Source organism: Natronorubrum halalkaliphilum, assembly GCF_009834785.1.
GTDB classification, from domain to species: Archaea; Halobacteriota; Halobacteria; order Halobacteriales; family Natrialbaceae; genus Natronorubrum; species Natronorubrum halalkaliphilum.
Map to the genome: position 1 here is coordinate 101,144 of NZ_WUYX01000033.1, position 19,067 is coordinate 120,210.

General features: G+C 64.0%; 14 protein-coding genes and 1 pseudogene. 10 read left to right on the forward strand and 5 right to left on the reverse strand.

All coding sequences use genetic code 11. The annotated features are described in order from the left end of the window. Positions 1-44 precede the first annotated feature (44 nt). Both GS429_RS11310 and GS429_RS11315 read left to right on the forward strand, forming a co-directional pair. The gene (locus tag GS429_RS11310; RefSeq protein WP_160065466.1) at positions 45-965 is read left to right on the forward strand and encodes an ABC transporter ATP-binding protein; all 921 of its coding nucleotides are present in this window, start codon (positions 45-47) and stop codon (positions 963-965) included. Next, the gene (locus GS429_RS11315; protein ID WP_160065467.1) at positions 962-1,942 is read left to right on the forward strand and encodes an ABC transporter permease; all 981 of its coding nucleotides are present in this window, start codon (positions 962-964) and stop codon (positions 1,940-1,942) included. The genes GS429_RS11310 and GS429_RS11315 overlap by 4 nt, the downstream gene beginning before the upstream one ends. A gap of 44 nt (positions 1,943-1,986) precedes the next feature. Here GS429_RS11315 and GS429_RS11320 read toward each other — a convergent pair. After that, positions 1,987-3,319 (reverse strand): annotated as a pseudogene (locus GS429_RS11320) (RNA-guided endonuclease InsQ/TnpB family protein). Between the two features lie 267 nt (positions 3,320-3,586). Between GS429_RS11320 and GS429_RS11325 the strand changes: the two are divergent. Beyond that, positions 3,587-4,600 carry an ArsA family ATPase gene (locus tag GS429_RS11325; RefSeq protein WP_328821358.1) on the forward strand — a complete coding sequence of 338 codons (1,014 nt, stop codon included), beginning with the start codon at positions 3,587-3,589 and terminating at the stop codon, positions 4,598-4,600. Between the two features lie 85 nt (positions 4,601-4,685). Continuing rightward, entirely contained in the window at positions 4,686-5,471 is a 786-nt protein-coding gene (locus GS429_RS11330) for a hypothetical protein (protein WP_160065468.1), read from the forward strand. 106 nt (positions 5,472-5,577) lie between these two features. On the opposite strand, the gene ligA is transcribed toward GS429_RS11330, so the two are convergent. After that, positions 5,578-7,662 (reverse strand): NAD-dependent DNA ligase LigA, encoded by a 2,085-nt coding sequence (ligA, locus tag GS429_RS11335; protein ID WP_160065469.1) that lies wholly within the window; start codon positions 7,660-7,662, stop codon positions 5,578-5,580. A gap of 103 nt (positions 7,663-7,765) precedes the next feature. Next, positions 7,766-8,164 carry a 2Fe-2S iron-sulfur cluster-binding protein gene (locus GS429_RS11340; RefSeq protein WP_160065470.1) on the reverse strand — a complete coding sequence of 133 codons (399 nt, stop codon included), beginning with the start codon at positions 8,162-8,164 and terminating at the stop codon, positions 7,766-7,768. Between the two features lie 157 nt (positions 8,165-8,321). Here GS429_RS11340 and rio1 point away from each other — a divergent pair, with 157 nt between their 5' ends. From rio1 to GS429_RS11370, 6 genes are all read left to right on the forward strand, one after another. Then, positions 8,322-9,191 (forward strand): serine/threonine-protein kinase Rio1, encoded by an 870-nt coding sequence (rio1, locus tag GS429_RS11345; RefSeq protein WP_160065471.1) that lies wholly within the window; start codon positions 8,322-8,324, stop codon positions 9,189-9,191. Between the two features lie 229 nt (positions 9,192-9,420). Then, complete coding sequence (locus GS429_RS11350; RefSeq protein ID WP_160065472.1) at positions 9,421-10,656, forward strand: tryptophan--tRNA ligase; 1,236 nt, start codon at positions 9,421-9,423, stop codon at positions 10,654-10,656. 56 nt (positions 10,657-10,712) lie between these two features. Continuing rightward, complete coding sequence (locus GS429_RS11355; protein WP_160065473.1) at positions 10,713-11,216, forward strand: metallophosphoesterase; 504 nt, start codon at positions 10,713-10,715, stop codon at positions 11,214-11,216. Between the two features lie 81 nt (positions 11,217-11,297). After that, entirely contained in the window at positions 11,298-11,855 is a 558-nt protein-coding gene (locus GS429_RS11360) for a KH domain-containing protein (protein ID WP_160065474.1), read from the forward strand. A gap of 251 nt (positions 11,856-12,106) precedes the next feature. Beyond that, positions 12,107-13,768, forward strand: a complete 1,662-nt coding sequence (gene thsA, locus GS429_RS11365) for a thermosome subunit alpha (protein ID WP_160065511.1) — start codon at positions 12,107-12,109, stop codon at positions 13,766-13,768. Positions 13,769-14,050: 282 nt separating this feature from the next. Then, entirely contained in the window at positions 14,051-15,043 is a 993-nt protein-coding gene (locus GS429_RS11370; protein WP_160065475.1) for an ornithine cyclodeaminase family protein, read from the forward strand. A 236-nt stretch (positions 15,044-15,279) separates the two neighbouring features. Here the strand turns inward: GS429_RS11370 and GS429_RS11375 are convergent, their stop codons facing one another. Beyond that, positions 15,280-16,089 (reverse strand): YqjF family protein, encoded by an 810-nt coding sequence (locus GS429_RS11375; protein ID WP_160065476.1) that lies wholly within the window; start codon positions 16,087-16,089, stop codon positions 15,280-15,282. Positions 16,090-16,289: 200 nt separating this feature from the next. Continuing rightward, complete coding sequence (gene leuS, locus GS429_RS11380; RefSeq protein WP_160065477.1) at positions 16,290-18,950, reverse strand: leucine--tRNA ligase; 2,661 nt, start codon at positions 18,948-18,950, stop codon at positions 16,290-16,292. Between the last annotated feature and the right edge of the window lie 117 nt (positions 18,951-19,067).

A 19,067-nucleotide genomic window follows, 5' to 3' on the forward strand; every position in this document is an offset into this window, starting at 1 on the left:
TCGAAGTAACAACTCTTATCGGCGAACGTCGTGACCACACAGCTATGCCAGCTATCACGGTCGACAACCTGACCAAGTCCTACGGTCAGACCCTCGCGCTCGAGGACCTCTCGTTTCGGGTCGAAGAGGGCGAGGTGTTCGGCTTTCTCGGACCCAACGGGGCCGGCAAGTCGACGACGATCAACGTCGTTCTCGACTTTATCCGGCCGACGGCCGGCGAGGTTACCGTCCTGGGCCTCGACGCGCAGGCCCACAGCCGCGAGATCCGCTCGCGAACGGGCGTCCTCCCCGAAGGCGTCGAAACCTACGACCGCCTCACCGCCCGGCAACACCTCGAGTTCGCTATCGACTCGAAAGACGCCGACGACGAGCCCGAAGCCCTGCTCGAGCGGGTCGGCCTGGTCGACGCCATCGACAAGAAAGCCGGCGGCTACTCGAAAGGGATGTCCCAGCGGCTCATGCTCGCGATGGCGCTCGTAGGAGAGCCGGATCTCCTCATCCTGGATGAACCCTCGACGGGACTCGACCCGAACGGGGCCCGCGAGATGCGCGAAATCGTCCGCGAGGAGAACGCTCGCGGCGCGACTGTCTTCTTCTCGAGTCACATCATGGAACAGGTCGAAGCGGTCTGTGACCGCGTCGGTATCCTCCGGGACGGCGAGATGGTCGCGGTCGACACCGTCGAGGGGCTTCGTGACTCCGTTAGCGGCGGAACGAGTCTTCGGGTCACCGTCGACCGCGTAGACGACGAGACGCTGCAGGCGGTCCGTTCGTTGCCCGACGTCTCCGACGCGACCACGGAAGACGAAACCACGCTGGTCGTGCAGGTCGACGGCTCCAAGACCGCCGTACTGAGCGAACTCGAGGACCGCGGAATCGAGGTCCGGGACTTCACCACGCGTGAGGCCTCGCTCGAGGACGTCTTCCAGTCGTACACTACCGGCTCGGAGGTGGAAGCACAATGAGTTCCGAAACCGGATTCGAGAGGGACGCAGAATCGGACTCGGCATCGCCCTCGCCCTCGAGCTCCGTCAATCTCGAAAGCGTGCGTGCGATCGCGAAAAAAGACTTTCAGGACGCGATCCGCTCGTGGCTGTTCTGGGGACTGAGTTTCTTCTTCTTCCTGCTGTTGGTCGGGGTCACCGGAACGCTCGCGTACTTCGGGGAAGATATCGCCGCGGAGGGGGCGACGACGGATATGCTCGTCTTCTTTACCAGCGAAATAACGCGAGTCGTGATTCCGCTGATCGCGCTAATCCTCGGCTGGAAAGCCATCGCCGGCGAGCGTGAAACCGGGAGCATCAAGATTCTGCTCTCCTTGCCCCACTCCCGAAAGGACGTCCTGCTCGGGAAACTCATCGGCCGGTCGGCGGTTCTCTCGGTCTCGCTGATCGTCGGCTTCGGGCTTGCCGCAGTGGTCGTTGCCGCGCTACTCGGCGCCTTCGATATCGTCGATTACATCGGTCTCCTCGGGATGTCGATCATCTACGGCGTCGCCTACACGAGTATCGCCGTCTCGCTTTCGTCGCTAACCAAGTCGACGACGATCGCCGGTGCCGCGATGGCCGGCGTCTTCCTCGTGTTCTACGGCGTCTGGAACACGCTGTCGACCATGTTTGGCCTGCTGGCCGAGCGAGAGATACTCTTCTTCGATACCGTTACTTATACAGGCGAGTTCGACGGACAGGAGTTCCAGGGCGAACGTCTGCAAGACTGGGTCTACTTCATCCTGAACATAGATCCCGGCGAAGCCTACGGAAGCGTCCTGACGCTGGTTACCGACGTCGACGCAATCGAATTGCAGGTCGAACTCAACGAGCAGATGTTCGGCGGGGAACTGCCGTTTTTCCTCCAGGACTGGTTTTCGTTTCTCATCCTGCTGTTCTGGATCGTCGCCCCGATCGCCGTCGCGCTCTACCGGTTCGATCGCGTCGACCTTTGACATCCTCCCCGCGCTGAAGCGCGAGGATTCCTCTCGTGGGGGTCTCAGTCGTCTGAGTCCCCGAGAGCGATATTCCCACTCGACGTGGTACTCCGGTTTGTGTACGCCTCGTTGGCCGTTGTCTCCGTGATGGAGGGCGGGTTGTGGTGTTCCCGCCAGTCATGATTGTTCCACTTGAGGTACACGGGCCGTGCCATCGGCCCGACTTCTGTCTGCCGTCTCAGGAACGATTCCGACGCGACGAGGTCGGCGTGTCCTTTGAACCCGCACGGGCACGCCAGCGAATCCTCATAGCGAATCGTCTCTTCGCGCTCGCCGCATTCCGGGCACTCCTGACTCGTCCACGCTTCGGACTCCTCCTCGACCGCGATGCCGTGCTCTTCGCAGACGCTTTCGAGGCGGGTGATGAACCTCCGATACGCCCAGAAGTTGTGCGTCTTCTCGTTCACACACGCCGACCAGTGCGTCGATAACACGCCCCTGATATCGCCCACGTACAGCGTGGAGACACCCTCGTCGTATAGCCGTTCCACGAGGTCGCGGACGAGTGCGTCTTGGGCGTGGTTGCGGCGATTCGTGCGTTTTCGGTACAAGCGGTCGATTCGCTTACTGGATTTGTGCTGGTCTTCGAGGAGCGACTGATAGTACGCGATTTGCTCGGTGGTTTCGCGGAACCGCTCGAACAATTCGTGTCCATCGTACAGGAGTTGTGAGCCGGTTGTCGTCGTGCAGGCGACGAGGTTGTTCGCGCCAACGTCCAGAGCGGCTTCGTGGGAAGCCAGTGGTGAGTCCAGTCGAGAATCGTCGATGGTGACTGGTTGGAAAGCCCTGAACGTGTCTGCGAGTTCGTCGTACACGAGTTCGAGTCGGCCCTGCTCGCCGCTCCACTTCGGGTCGCCCGCGACTTCAACGCGAAAGCGTTGGTTCCGATTCAACCCAAGCTCCTCTTTGAGTTCAGAACCAATCGGGACTTCGAGTCGGGAACGCTCCCCGAACTCGATGGTGTATTGATCGTTGCGGACGTAGGTTCGGAGGGCTCGCCCGTCCTCCTCATTTCCCCAGTACCCCGGTGGAGACGGTTTCTCATCGAGTTCCCCGGCGTGGTACTTCTCGTTGCTGGAGAAGAACGACCGCCACGCTTCGGAGTTCTTGCGGATGATTTGCTGGGCGACACTACTGCTGAGGACGCCTTTGTATTTGCCTTCGAGACTCCGTGTCGGCGGCCCAGACGCTTTCATCCTCGTCTGAGAAGAAGGCTTGGCGGCGAGCGTAGTTCGTCTCGTTCCAGAGACTCGCAGAAGCGTCCAACCAGTGGACGAACACCTCACGCTCTTTCTCAGAGCGCGGGCGAACGTCGAACTGGTTGGCTCGCTTCATCACTCCAGCCTACGAAATATTTATTTGTATAGGTATGGATTAGCGTGGGAGACTCGGCCTTGCTATCGAATGTGAATTGTTTTATAGTTGTCGGATTCATCCCCGCCGTGAACGACGGGGCTTTCTCCTTGCTTCTCCGTAACTCGCCGCGCTCGGTTTTCGTGCCTTCGCTCGACCCGCGAGTCGCGACTTCGCTCCAGTCCGCGATGAAGACACTCAGCAGTTCCTGGCAATCTATTAAGGTGTGCAGCGAACGTACCCGCAGTCGTGACCGACTGCATCTTCTACGGCGGCAAAGGCGGCGTCGGTAAGACGACCTGTGCGGCGGCGACCGGGCTTCGACTCGCCGACGCCGGTCGAGAGACGCTGGTCGTCTCGACCGATCCGGCCCACTCGCTGTCCGACTCGCTCGAGACCGATCTCGGGCCCGAACCGCAGCGACTCGAGCGCAGACCCGTCGGCGGCGATGAGCAGACCGACGACGGAGGCAGCCTCTGGGCCGTCGAAATCGACCCTGAGACGCAGAAAGCACGCTACGAGAAGCTGGCGCGAGCACTCGCGAAAGACCTCCGAAGCGCCGGCATCCGACTCTCCGACGAGGAAGTCGAGCGCATCTTCGCCTCGGGGGCACCGGCCGGCAGCGACGAGATCGCGGCGCTCGATTTACTCGTCGAGTACGTCGACTCGGGCGAGTGGGACGTCGTCGTCTTCGACACCGCACCGACGGGTCACACCCTCCGGCTGTTCGACATGCCCGAAGTGATGGGGTTGGCCCTCGAGACCGCTCGCTCGCTCCGCGGGCAGGCCAAACGGATCGGGAACGCGGCCCGAACTGCGGTGCTCGGGCCCATGTCGATGCTGAGCGACAGCGCCGACGATGAAGAAGAGAGCCTCGAGGCGTTTCAGGCTCGCCTCGAGCGCGCCCGCGACTTGCTCACCGATCCCGAACGGACGGAGTTTCGCGTCGTCTTGCTCCCCGAAGGGATGGCCATCGCCGAATCCGAACGGTTGGTCGAGACGCTCCGGGAAGCCGGCGTCCGAGTCGATCGGATCGTCGTGAATCAGGTGCTCGCGGACCCCGACGAGGACTGTTCGCGCTGTCGCTCGCGGCGCGATCGTCACGAAAAGCGGATTTCGGAGGTTCGGGAGATGTTTTCGGGCCTCGAGGTCGTTACGCTACCCGAGCGGGAGGGCGAAGTCCAGGGGCTCGAAGCGGTCGCCTCGATCGCGGAGCGGCTTCCCGCGGAGGGTGAACCGGCGCGTCGTAGCCGGCGAACGTGAAAGACTACTTACCGGTTCGCGTGGAGAGTACACCGTATGAGAACGACGAACGATCGAAAGCCGGCTGTGAACGGGTGGTGATCGGATGCGGCGGACAGCAGTCGTCGTACTCGTCGCGCTGGTCGTCGTCACCGCGGGGTGTGGAACGTTCGATTCGTCGCCGGAACCGGATCCGGACCCGGACCGCGAGCCCTACGAGGTCGACGACGAGTTCGAACCGAGACTGGTACCGGGCTTAACGGAAGACGGCGTCTCCGACGGAGCCGCCCTCGCGAACGAACACTACCGTACACTCGAGGGAAGCTTCCACGGCGAGTACCGGGTCAGCGTCGGCGAGAGCGAATCGAACGAAACTGTCGAGGAGGGAACCCGGACGATCACGGCGGATGTCAGGGAGACCGAAACCGAGTACGATCCGGCACACGTCGGCGGCGATTCGGAGACGATCATCGAACGACACACGTGGGCCGACAGCGACGTGCAGTTCACCAGGCAGGTGAACGCGTCGGGAGCCGTCACCTATTATCCGGACGCACCGCTCCATTCGACGGAGCCGAGCCTCCCGGTTTCGCTGCTCGAACTCTACGGGGACATCGAAACGGTCACCGTCGACCGGGCGAACGACACGGAACGCTACCGTCTCGCGGGAGCCGGCGACTTTGCGCCCGTCGAAAACGCGTCGTACGAACTCGTCCTCGCTGAATCCGGGTACGTCGATCAGTACCACATCGAAGGGATCCAGGAACGGAACGGCGAGCGAACGGCCGTCGTCTACAGGGGAGGGTTCGAAGCACTCGACGATCCCGATCTCGAGGTGCCGGCGTGGCTCGAGGAGGCCGAAGACGCGACAGAAGGTCCGACAACGGAGTGAGCCGGCGATCTCAGTGGACTGATAGCTATTTCGGCTTGTACTCGCCGGAGACCGCCCGCTCGAGTTCGATTCTCCGGATCGCCACGAACGCCCCGGCGGCGCGCCGTCAGTCGAGTTCGATCCCGCGTTCGTTCAACAGGTCCCGAAATTCGGCTTCGCCGACGATCGGCACGTCGTTGGCCGCGGCGTCGTCACGTTTTGACTGTCCAGGATTCTCGCCGACGACGAGGTAGTCCGTGTTCCCGGAAACGCTACCCGTCGCGTTGGCCCCGTGGGCCTCGACGGTCGCTTGAGCCTCGCTTCTGGTCACCCCTTCGAGCGACCCAGTAAAGACGAAGGTCAGCCCCTCGAGTGCGTCGCCGCTGGATTCGAACTCGGCTTCCTGCGGCGAAACGTGCTCGAGCAACTCGTCCACGGCGTCGGCGTTGGCCTCGCTGGTAAAGAAGTCCTGGAGCTGTTGAGCGACCGCCTCGCCGACATCGTCGACGCCCTCGAGTCGCTCCGGTTCGTTCTTCGCGGCCTCGCGGAACGCCTCGAACGTGGCGAACTCGCGGGCGAGTTCCCGGGCCGTCGTCGGGCCGACGTGAGGGATGCCGAGCGCCGACAGGAACGCCGCGAGCGGCGGCTCGCGGCTCGAGTCGATCTCGGAGAGCAGGTTCTCGGCGCTGGTCTCGCCCCAGCCCTCGAGCGACGTCAACTCCTCGCGCTCGAGGTCGTAGAGGTCGGCAACGGATTCCAACAACTCGGCGTCGACGAGCTGTCGGACGCTCTTCTCGCCCAGTCCCTCGAGATCCAGCCCGTCGTCGCCGGCGTAGTACTCGATCAATCGCCGAAGCTGGGCGTCACACGCTACCCCGCCGGTACAGAACGCCATCGGCCCGTCGCGCTCGACGGGACTGCCACAGACGGGGCAAGTGTCGGGTAATTCGTAGTGGCCCTCGCTGTCCTTCTCGACGACCTCTTCGACGTAGGGGATCACGTCGCCCGCGCGCTGGACGCGGACGGTGTCGCCGACGTTGACGTTCTTCTCGGCGATCTCCTCCGGATTGTGCAGACTCGCTCGCGAGACGGTGACGCCGCCGACGTCGACCGGCTCGAGCAGCGCGACCGGCGTGAGCCGACCGGTTCGACCGACCTGAACGGCCACGTCGACGATCGGCGTTATCTCTGCCCGCGCAGGGAACTTGTAGGCGAACGCGTAGCGGTCGTGGCGCGCCGTGCGACCCAGCTCTTCGCGGGCCTCGCGGTCGTCAACCTTGATAACGGTACCGTCGATCTCGTAGTTCAGGTCGTCGCGGATCTCGACCAGACGGTCGCGGTACTCGATTGCATCCTCGATGTCGTCGACGACTTCGACCCGGTCGTTGACGCGCAGCCCCCACTCGGGGAAGCGTTCGAGTTCGTCGCGGTGACTGTTTTCGAGGTCGCTGGCCTCGAGCACATCGAAGTAGAAGACCTCGAGCGGGCGGTCGGCGACGACGGAAGAGTCAAGCTGGCGAATCGTTCCGGCGGTAGCGTTTCGCGGGTTCGCAAAGGGTTCCTCGCCGCGCTCGATGCGCTCGCGGTTGTGCGTCTGAAAGGCGTCTTTGGGCATGTAGACCTCGCCGCGCACCGCGAGGAAGTCGGGATAGTCGCCGTGGAGTCGCTGGGGAACGGAGCCGATCGTCCGCGCGTTTCGGGTGACGTCGTCGCCCTCGCGGCCGTCGCCGCGGGTGACCGCGCGCGTCAAGCTCCCGTCCTCGTAGACGAACTCCATCGAAACGCCGTCGAACTTGGGTTCGCAGACGTAGTCGACGTCCCCGACCTCCCTGCGCACGCGATCGGCGAACTCGCGAACGTCGTCGGCCTCGCCGCTCTGATCGATCGAGAGCATCGGCGCGACGTGTTCGACCGTTTCGAAGGCCTCGAGCGGTTCGCCGCCGACGCTTCGGGTTGGGCTGTCGGGGTGTGAGAGATCGAAGGCTTCCTCGAGGTCGCGCAGCCGTGCGAAGAGTGCGTCGTAGGTTCGATCGGCGATGATCGGATCGTTCTCGACGTAGTATCGTCGGTCGTGGTCGCGGATGGCCTCGCGCAACTGCTCGGCCTGCCGTTCGGCCGCCGATTCTGAGAGTTCGTCGACCGGATCGAAGTCGGTCGGCGGCGCTCGGAGATAGGGGTTGTCTTCGTCCGCGTTCTCATCGGTGAGGGACATCGCTCTTGCTCGAGAGTACAGAAATAACGGAGAAAAACCCCACGGCTCCGCCCGCGGAGACCTGGTGATCGAGCGCAAAAACCTCGCGGCTATGCAATCGCCCTTATCCCCACGGGCTGTCGCCGACCTCAGCGCGAATCATCGGTCCGACCGCGACGCGACAGTCCGCTCGAGGAACGGCGATACACAGCAAGACGTAGCCGTCCGCTCGCTCCGACTTCGTGAGCGCCGCGGGCTGGCGTCGGTAGTCGAACGCGTTCGCGGCGTCGACCGGGCCCTCATCATCGCCGGCAGACCCCGGGCTCTCGAGTCCGCCGTCAGTGCCATCCCCGTCGACGGCGAGCACCCGACCGACGCAGGTGATACAGGTCCCCTTTCGACAGTCCGCCGGGAGCCGGATCCGCTCTCGCTGGGCCGCCTCGAGCACCGACTCTTTCGGATCGACCGCGACGGTGTCGGTGCCGCCGTTCGTCCACTCGAGTGTCACCTCGTAGCGGGTCATCGCTCGGTCCTCGCCGTCGACCGTCGTTCGACCGATTCCATTACAGTCGGAACGACGACGGGCAGGGCAAAAAAGGGTAGAGCCGGACCGCAGACTCCCCACCTCACGGTCGCACAATACCCAGTCTTTACCCGCATCCGATCCGTAGACCGAGTAGATGGGACAGGGAACGGAATTCGGGCTGGTCGACCTCGAGGAAGTGGAAACGCCGGGCGACGAGTGGGAGGAGATCGACGTCTCGGAGACCGAGGCCGACCGGATCGCTCGCAAACGCGACCGCGAGTTCGAGCAGTTCGAAGAGCGGATCAAAGACGCCGACCAGTTCAAAGTCGAGCAGTCGGTGTTCGACGACGCGACGCTGGCGGCGCTCTACAAACTCGTCCAGGACGGCTACGTCGAAGCCTTCGGCGGGCCGCTCTCGACGGGCAAGGAGGCCAATGTCTACCACGCGCTGGGCGACGACCGCGACGTCGCGGTCAAGATCTACCGGATCAACGCCTCGAACTTCCGGCAGATGCGCGACTACCTCGAGGGCGACCCCCGATTCGAAGGTCTCGGCGGCAAGAAGAAAGATGTCGTCCTCGCCTGGACGAAGAAGGAACTCGCGAACCTCGAGCGGGCCAGAGCGGCCGGCGTTCGCGTACCGGAGCCGATCGCCACCGAGCGCAACGTCTTGGTCATGGAGTACATCGGCGACGACGAGGGTCGCGCGAAACGGCTCGGCGAGGTCCACATCGAGAACCCCCAGACCGCCTACGAGGTCATGCGTGAGTACATGCGCCGACTCTACTCCGCGGGCATCATCCACGGCGACCTGAGCGAGTACAACGTCGTCTTCGACGAGGGCCAACTCGTGATCATCGACGTCGGGCAGGCCGTGACCGTCCACCACCCGAACAGCCGGACGTTCCTCGAGCGCGACTGCCGAAACGTCGCGAGTTTCTTCTCGCGACAGGGGCTGGAGACGAGCGAGGAGGAGTTGCTCGAGTTCGTGACGAGTCCGGAGCCGGATCCGTCTCGGGACTGAGTGAGTGACGTACGGATCTCGACGAAATCTTCATTACCGTCTCGCAAAAATAACGGAGTCATGACGGCCGCTCTCGAGTGGCAGTGGCGCTGGCAGATCCCCTCGAGAGCGGACAGTTCCTTCGCGGCCGGCGACGCGGCTTAACCCGTCGGCTGTCGCGGCGGACGCTCCCTTCGCTTGTTTTCGTTCGTATCGACTTCCAGCCGCCGCAGTCTACGGTTCGAGACGAATGACAGAACCAAACGGAACCTCAAACAGCACCGACAACACCAGCACAGCCCGATCGAGCGAATCGAACCCTGCCGACGACGAGTTCACCGTCACCCCCTACGCCGTCGACGGGACGGTCGACTACGCGAAACTGCTCGAGCGGTTCGGAGCCGACCCGCTGACCGACGACCAGATCGATCGCTTCCCCGATCAGCCGATGCTCCGCCGTCGAACGTTCTACGCCGGCCGGGACGCCGATCGTTATCTCGAGGCCGTCGAGTCGGACGAGCCGCACGCGATCGTCACCGGCAGAGGTCCCTCGGGACCGATGCACCTCGGCCACGTTCTCCCACTCTACCTCGCGAAACGATTCCAGCAGGCGACGGGTGCGACCGTCTACGTGCCGCTCTCGGACGACGAGAAGTTCCTCGCGAAAGAGCAGTCATTCGAGTCGATCGGGGCGTACACGCGCGAAAACCTGCGGGACATCCTGGCCGTCGGCTTCGATCCCGAACGGACGCGAATCGTCGTCGATACGGCCGATTCGGATGTGATCTATCCGATCGCCGTTCGACTCGCGAAGCACCTCACGCCCGCGACGGTCGACGCCGTCTACGGCCAACAGGATACCGTCGGACTGCAATTCTACCCCGCCGTGCAAGCGACCCACCTTCTGCTCCCGCAACTCGTCGCGGGCCGCCAGCCGACGCTCGTCCCCGTCGCCGTCGATCAGGACCCCCACGTTCGCGTCTGTCGCGACGTGGCCGCAAAGGACGCCCTTCCCGTCGAAAAACCGGGCGCCCTACTCGGACGATTCCTTCCCAGTCTCGACGGCCCGGGGAAGATGAGTAGCTCCGGCGATGCGCCGTCGATCGAGCTCACGGCGGACCCCGAGACTGTCGCGGAAACGATCCGAACCCACGCCTACACTGGCGGGCGAGCGACGCTCGAGGAACACCGCGAGCACGGCGGCGATCCGGCCGTCGACGTTCCCTTCCAGTACCTGCGATTCTTCTTCGAGAACGACGACGAACGACTCGAGCGAATCGCAGCCGACTACCGATCGGGCGACCTGCTGAGCGGCGAATTGAAGGAGATCGCGATCGACCGAATCACGGGGTTTCTGACGGCCCACCAGCAGCGACGTTCGAAACTCGGCTCGCTCGAGGAGGCCCTCGAACCCTACCGACTAACTGAGCAGGAGCGACGACGAGCGCTCGAACGAGCCGGCGTGCCGTCGGGACTCGAATCGTAGGCCGAGTCGAGTCGAACCCCCGAACGCATTTGAGTCTCGCAGTCGCGTCATAGCGTATGAACATCGGGATCATTTCGGACACCCACGACAACGTCGAGGCGATCGAGCGCGCGACCGAGATTTTCGAGGAGGAGGGCGTCGAGGTCGTGATCCACTGCGGCGACTTCGTCGCCCCGCTGATGATCGGCTACTTCGGCGAGTTCGAACTCCACGGTGTCCTCGGGAACAACGACGGTGACGTCGCGAGCCTTCAATCGCAATTCGACGCGCTGGGCGGCGAGAGCGAGCTCCACGGCCGCTTCGCGAGCCTCGAGTTCGACGGCCTCTCCTTCGCCGTTCTCCACGGCGAGAGCCTCGAGGAGGTCGAGGCCATCGCGGCCGGCGAGACGTACGACTTCGTCTGCTACGGTCACCACCACGAGCGCGAGCTATCGAACGAGGGCCGAACGACGGTGTGCAACCCCGGCGCGCACGTACTAGCGAAGTCCGAGAAAGATCGGACGGTCGCGATCGTGGATACCCTCTCGGAAACGGTACGGTTCCGGTCGGTAGCGGAGTGAGAGGCCGACGCGAACGCCCGTCAATCACACCCGTACCGTGCGGACCAAGCTCTTAACCTCACCCAGCCAGTACGGTCTTGTATGCAACACGTGAAGATTCCGCAGGACCGCATCGGCGTTCTCATCGGCGAAGGCGGTGAGACGATGCGCGAAATCGAGGCGGAAGCCGAGGTGCGACTCGACATCGATTCGGAGAACGGCTCCGTGGCCGTCGAGACCGTCGGCGACCCCGTTCTCGGGCTCAAAGCGCCCGATATCGTCCGTGCGATCGGCCGCGGCTTCGCACCCGAGGCCGCGCTCAGACTGCTCGAGGACGAGATGATGTTGTTCGACGTCGTCGATATCGACGCCGCCGCACGCAACAAGAACGATATGAAACGCAAGAAGGGACGCCTCATCGGCGAAGGCGGCCGAACCCGCGAACTCATGGAGGAGTTGACGGGTGCCGACGTCGTCATCTACGGCTCGACGCTCGGGATCATCGGCGCACCACAGCAGGTCGATGCCGTCCGCAGCGCCGCCGAAATGCTCCTCGACGGCGCGCCACACGGAGCCGTCTACTCGTTCCTCGAGGAGAAACACAACGAGATGAAACATCAGGGGATGCAGTACCACCGGTTCCCCGGCGGTCAGTCCTGACTGCACTTTTCCCTCGATTTCCTCGGCGTAGCACCCTATTCCCTCGAGACGAACCGGGCCGAGTGCCTACGATCAGCGCACTCGCTGTCGGTTCTCAGCGCCTGTCACGGCAGAGAGTATATAAATAATGGGAGCGCGTTCGACAGGGAACCGCCGTGCGACGCCCTCGTAAGGAGGTTTAGCTCGACGTCTCTCGAAAGACTTATGTAGAATCACAATCAATCCTTCGCTTGACTATGGCACAACAGCAGATGGGCAATCAGCCCCTTATCGTTCTCTCGGAGGACAGCCAGCGGACATCCGGCAAAGACGCGCAGTCGATGAACATCCAAGCCGGGAAGGCCGTCGCCGAATCCGTACGGACCACGCTCGGTCCGAAGGGAATGGATAAGATGCTCGTCGACTCGACGGGTAACGTCATCGTCACGAACGACGGTGTCACCCTGCTCTCGGAGATGGAGATCGACCACCCGGCAGCCGACATGATCGTCGAAGTCGCCGAAACCCAGGAAGACGAAGTCGGTGACGGGACCACCAGCGCCGTCGTCATCTCCGGCGAACTCCTCAGTCAGGCCGAGGAACTCCTCGACCAGGACATCCACGCCACCACCCTCGCCCAGGGGTACCGCCAGGCCGCCGAAGAGGCCATCGACGCGCTCGAGGAGATCGCCATCGAGGTCGACGAGGACGACGACGAGGTCCTCCAACAGATCGCCGCCACGGCGATGACCGGGAAGGGCGCAGAAAGCGCCCGCGACCTGCTCTCCGGACTCGTCGTCGACGCCGTTCAGTCGGTCGCCGACGACGACGGTGTCGACACGGACAACATCAAAGTCGAGAAGGTCGTCGGCGGCTCGATCGAGAACTCCGAGCTCGTCGAAGGCGTCATCGTCGACAAGGAACGCGTCTCCGACAGCATGCCGTACTTCGCCGAGGACGCAAACGTCGCCATCATCGACGGCGACCTCGAGATCAAGGAGACCGAGATCGACGCCGAGGTCAACGTCACCGACCCCGACCAGCTCGAGCAGTTCTTAGAGCAGGAAGAGGCCCAGCTGCGCGAGATGGCCGAGGAGATCGCCGCTGTCGGCGCTGACGTCGTCTTCGTCGACGGCGGCATCGACGACATGGCCCAGCACTACCTCGCCCAGGAAGGCATCATCGCCGTCCGCCGCGTCAAGTCCAGCGACCAGGGACAGCTGGCCCGCGCAACCGGTGCCACGCCCGTCACGAGCGTCGACGACCTGACCGAGGACGACCTCGGCTTCGCCGGCAGCGTCGCCCAGAAGGAGATCGCCGGCGACCAGCGCATCTTCGTCGAGGACGTCGACGACGCCAAGGCCGTCACCCTCATCCTTCGGGGTGGCACCGAACACGTCATCGACGAAGTCGACCGCGCCATCGAGGACTCGCTGGGCGTCGTCCGCACCACGGTCGAGGACGGCAAAGTCCTCGCCGGTGGCGGCGCTCCCGAAGTCGAGCTCTCGCTCGCGCTGCGCGACTACGCCGACTCCGTCGGCGGGCGCGAACAGCTCGCCGTCGAAGCGTTCGCCGACGCCCTTGAGGTCATCCCGCGCACGCTGGCCGAGAACGCCGGGCTCGACCCCATCGACTCCCTCGTGGAACTTCGCGCCGACCACGACGCCGGCGACACGAGCTCCGGACTGGACGCCTTCACCGGCGACACCATCGACATGGATTCCGAGGGCGTCTACGAGCCGCTTCGCGTGAAGACCCAGGCCATCGAGTCCGCCACCGAGGCGGCCGTCATGCTGCTTCGCATCGACGACGTCATCGCCGCCGGCGACCTCGCGGTTGCCGACGACGATGGTGACGAGGAGATGCCACCGGGCGGCGGTGGCATGGGCGGCGGCATGGGCGGTATGGGCGGCGGCATGGGCGGCATGATGTAAGCGAGGGGCGAGCACAGCGAACCCCTCCGAAACGGCGAACGGCGAACAACGTGAGCCGTGGGCAGTGACCCTGGCCCACGAGCCACCGCCGCCGACCGCTGACCGCCGTTTCGAGTCGGTCCATATTCGTTTGCCGTTCGGCTGACGTGTTATTCTATTGCCACCACCTTCTCGAAAACACGGTGAGAACCGCCTATCGCGTTCGAAACGGTTACTGATGAGCAGTTGCGGTGCCTCCGGCGATTCACTACGAATAAGTAGCTTCCCGCAATATTCGCCAGCATGAACACGATTCTTCTGAACAGCGACGACGTCGACGAACACGCGCGACTCGCCGACGTCATCGACGCCGTCGAGCAAGCCTTCGGGGCATTCGAACGCGGAGACACCCAGATGCCCGCGAAATCATATATCGATCTGCCCCAGTACAACGGCGACTTTCGGTCGATGCCCGCCTACCTCGAGACCGACGACTGGGACGCCGCCGGGCTGAAGTGGGTCAACGTCCACCCGGACAACCCCACCGATCACGATCTCCCGACGGTGCTGGGGACGATGATCTACTCCGACCCGGAGACCGCGGTCCCGCTTGCGATCATGGACGGGACCATGCTCACGATGAAACGCACCGGCGCCGCGGCGGCCGTCGCGACCGACCACCTCGCCGTCGAGGACGCCTCGAGTCTCGGCATCGTCGGGGCCGGCGTCCAGTCGTACACCCAACTCGAGGCGATCAGCGAGGTGCGCGACATCACGGAGGTCGTCGTCTCGGACCCGGACACGGAGCGCGTCGAGCGGTTCGTCGAGGCGTTTGACGACCGATTCGACATCCGCAGCGGTTCGATTTCGGAGGCCGGGCACTGCGACATCCTCTCGACGGTAACGCCCGTCGAAGACCCGATCGTCGGTCCGGACGACGTCGGCGAGCACACCCACATCAACGCGATGGGTGCCGACGCCGAGGGCAAACACGAACTCGCGGACGACCTCCTGCGGGCGGCCAGAATCGTCATCGACGACCACGAGCAGTGTACGCACTCGGGCGAGATCAACGTCCCCTACCACGAGGGCGTGCTCACGGACGACGACATCTACGGCGAAATCGGCGAGATCGTCGTCGGCGCGAAAGACGGTCGAACCGCCGAGACGGGCGTCACCGTCTTCGACTCGACCGGCCTGGCCATCCAGGACGTCGCCGCAGCCCACGTCGTCTACGAGAACGCTCGCGAAGGCGACGACGGCTACGCGTTCGGTCTGATCGATACCGAACAGTAGCGGCTGTGACGACGGGGAAATCGAGTGGTTCGATTGGCGATTTTCGCTATTGAACGTCGGTACTGCATCGAGAGCCGGAATCGAGAATTGAAACGGAGAGCCGCGAGTCGGGAGGACCAAGAAGCGGCCCGCAACCAGTATCCGCAGCGGTCTCTCATACGGATTGCTGTAACTATGTACCGCCGATCGCCGACCCCGTTCTGGCGATCGGCGGTAATTGACTACAGTAAACCGTATCAGAGCAGTCGCGGAATCGAACCCGTCATCGAGAGCTCATCGCAGTAGTGGACGACCGGATCGCCCGTCGGCTCCGGCAGATCGTTCGCCTCGAACATCGTGTTCTCGTGGATCGTCACCTCCGCGGGCTGAAGCGGCCACGGATCGTGTGCGATTTCGGCGGCCAGAACGCCTCGCTGCTCCGCCGCGTAGAACCGCCGGCGCTCGGTCAGCCAGTACGCGAACGACTCCGGGTCCGGCGTGTACACGTCCCCGACCGGACCGTACGTCGCCGAAAAGCGTGCAGGGGTGTCCGCCGACTCGAACCGCGGACGGGTACCGACCGCGGTCTGGCCTCGCGTACTCGAGAACGCGACCTGTTCGTCGTCGGCACCGACTCGCATGTGTGCGTGATAGACCGGCAGCCGAGTCGTCCGACCGATGGCCGCGGCGATCAGCGGACTGCCGACGTCGATACTGAAGAAGAACAGACCGGGATCGCCGCGGTGCCGGACGTACGTGCGAACGTTAAGTTCGGCAAACGCCATTCTGAGAGCCGGCGGCGTTCCGCGGAGACCGGCCTTCGTGAGGACGAACGGAAGGACGCTGATCCAGGCGGCCCCGTCCCGCGTTTCGAGCGTGAGTTGGTCGGGTACGTGCGGGCGAAGGGCGTCGGGATCGACCGGCCAGTGGATGAAGAGTCCGTCCCGCCACGTCATCGAGGCGACGTGGGGAGCGGTCGGTGACGACCCGCCGGAAAACGTCCAGCGAAACGGATCCGTTCGCGTTCGTGATCGATCTCGTGACTGACGTTCGTTCTGTTCGTTCATCCTCGAGAGTCAGCCCAGGGGCTGTACCTCACGATACGTGAGACAGCGGCATAAAGGAGACAGTTGGCTGTCAGATCCGATTACGGTTTGGCTACTCGAGGGGTTCGACGAGTGACACTGGCAGACAGTCGACTGGACGTCAGTACCGACGCACCTACGGCGGCTGTGGTTGCGCCGGGTACTCGGCACAGCAGTCCGTCTCAGTCGTCGATCTCGATCCCCGGCCGACCGGGTGTAGCGTTTTTCAGCACGCTGTCGTCGGCGTCGGCGGCGCGAACGACGCGCACTGGCGCGTCGAACTCGCGTTCGATCAGCCAGGCCGCTGACTCGAGGGCGGCGTGTTCCTCGCCCGGCGAGAGCGTCATCGAGAGCGCCTCGCGTTCGGCCTGCAGATCCTGGCCGTAGTCCGCCGCCGCGTCGCCTTGCTCGCGGATGTGGGACTCCTGCATGAGTTCGCCGATCAGGTTGTCGGCGTCGCTCTCGATCGCGATCTCGAGGGCGTCGTACTTCCACTCGGGAGCGATGACGACGTCGATCCCCGTCGGCTCTTCGATGCCGGCGACCTCGACGATGTCACGGATGTCCTCGCGGGTGTTCTGGACCAGTTGGCGGCGTTTGCGAACGTGGTCGCGGTCGACCTCGGCGGTCGGCCACTCGGCGTCGGCGACGAGGTCGTCGTTACCCAGGTCGTCCCACAGCTCCTCCGCGAGGTGGGGAGCGACCGGTGCGAGTAGGCGGACGACCGCCGACAGCCCGCGCTCGTAGGTCGCCGGATGGGGATCGGCGTGAGTGGCGTATTGCCGCAGCGTCCGCGTCAGATCCTGAGTTTCCCGCAGCGCTCGGTTGAACGTCAGATCGTCGTACTCCTCCGAGGCGATGGCGATCGTCGCGTCGATTTCCGCGTCGACGTAGCTCGCGACGGTGTCGTTCTCGCCGTCCGGCTCATCGGCGACGTAGTCTTCGACCATCCCCTTGAGCCGGCCGAGGAACGCGTACGTCGAGCGAACACCCTCCTCGCTCCAGTCGAAGTCGCGCTCGGGCTGGGCGGCCTGCATCATAAAGAGTCGGGCCGTGTCGGCGCCGTACTCCTCGACGATCCGCTGAGGCGAGACCGTGTTCCCCTTCGATTTGGACATCTTCTCGCCCTCCAATTGGACCATCCCCTGTGCCAGCAGGTTCGTGAAGGGTTCGCGGTGCTCGAGCCCCTCGTGGTCGGCCAGCACCTTCGTGAAGAATCGGGAGTAGAGCAGGTGCATCACGGCGTGTTCGATGCCGCCGACGTACTGATCGACGGGCATCCAGTCGTTGGCCTGCTCCAAGTCGAAGGGCACGTCTTCCGCACCCGGCGAGACGTATCGCAGGAAGTACCACGAGGAGTCGACGAAGGTGTCCATCGTGTCCGTTTCGCGAGTCGCCTCGCCACCACACTCGGGGCAGGTCGTCCGCTTCCACTCCTCGGCGGCATCCAGCGGGTTCCCGGTGGTGTTGATGAACTCCGGCAACTCCACGGGCAGGTCCTCCTCGGGAACCATGACGGCACCGCAGTCGTCGTGGCAGTGAACGACCGGAATCGGCGTTCCCCAGTACCGTTGGCGGGAGATCCCCCAGTCGCGAAGCTGGTACTGGGTGGCCTCCTCGGCGCTGTCGATCTCGTCGGTCAGCCGCTCGCGAGCCACCTCGCTCTTGAGGCCGGAGTAGTCGCCCGAGTTCACGAGCACACCGTCGTCGGTGAACGCTTCCTCGCTGACGTCCGGCGCGTCGGGGACCGTCTCGCCGTCCCAGTCCTCGGGTTTCGGCGCGATGACCGGCTTGATCTCTTCGTCCATCTTCTGTGCGAAGGCGTGGTCGCGCTCGTCGTGGCCGGGGACGGCCATCAGGGCGCCCGTCCCGACGTCCGAGAGGACGAAGTCGGCGACGTAGACGGGGATCTCGTCGCCCGTGACGGGGTTGGTCGCGGTCAGGTCGGTCTCGACGCCGTTCGGCTCGTCGCCTTCGGGGTCAGCCTCGTGCTCGATAAACTGGCGAACGTCTTCGTCTTCCTCGGCGACCGCCTCGCTGATCGGGTGGTCCGGCGCGAGCGCGAAGAACGTCGCGCCGTGGATGGTGTCGACGCGAGTTGTGAAGGCCTCGACCGAGCCATAGCCGTCGATGGCAAAGTCCAGTTCCGTCCCGTACTGCCGGCCAATCCAGTTGCGCTGCATCTGGCGGACCGAGTTCGGCCAGCCCTCGAGGTCGTCGATGTCCTCGAGTAACTCGTCTGCGTACTCCGTAATCTTCAGGAACCACTGCTCGAGTTCGCGCTGTTCGACCGGCGTATCACAGCGCCAGCAGAGTTCGGCCTCGCCTTCGACCTGCTCGTCGGCCAGGACCGTCTCGCAGTGGGGACACCAGTTGACCTCGGCGTCGCGGCGTTCGACCAGTCCTTCGTCGTGGAACCGGGAGAAGAGCCACTGATTCCACTGATAGTACTCCGGCGTGCAGGTGGCGATCTCGCGATCCCAGTCGTAGCCAAAGCCCATCGCGTTCATCTGGTCGCGCATCGTGTCGATGCAGTCGAACGTCCAGTCGCGCGGGTTGGTGTCGCGTTCCTTGGCCGCGTTCTCCGCGGGCAGCCCGAAGGCGTCCCACCCCATCGGATGGAGTACCTCGTCGCCCTGCATCCGTCGGAACCGGGCGTACGCGTCCGTAATCGTGTAGTTTCGGACGTGTCCCATGTGGAGTTTGCCCGACGGATACGGGTACATCCCGAGGACGTACGTCGGATCCTCGATATCGTCGGGCGTTCGATAGGCGTCCGCCTCGTCCCACGCCTCCTGCCAGCGCCGTTCGACCGACTCGTGGTCGTATCCCGCGTCGCTCATTCTTATATACGAATGTGGCCGTCGCCGCCCTATAGCTTTCCATACACCTGTCGGTCGTGGCAGGATTGGCCCACCCCGAAAAGCGTCCGAGTTTCGACGACGGTCGCGGCAAGCACC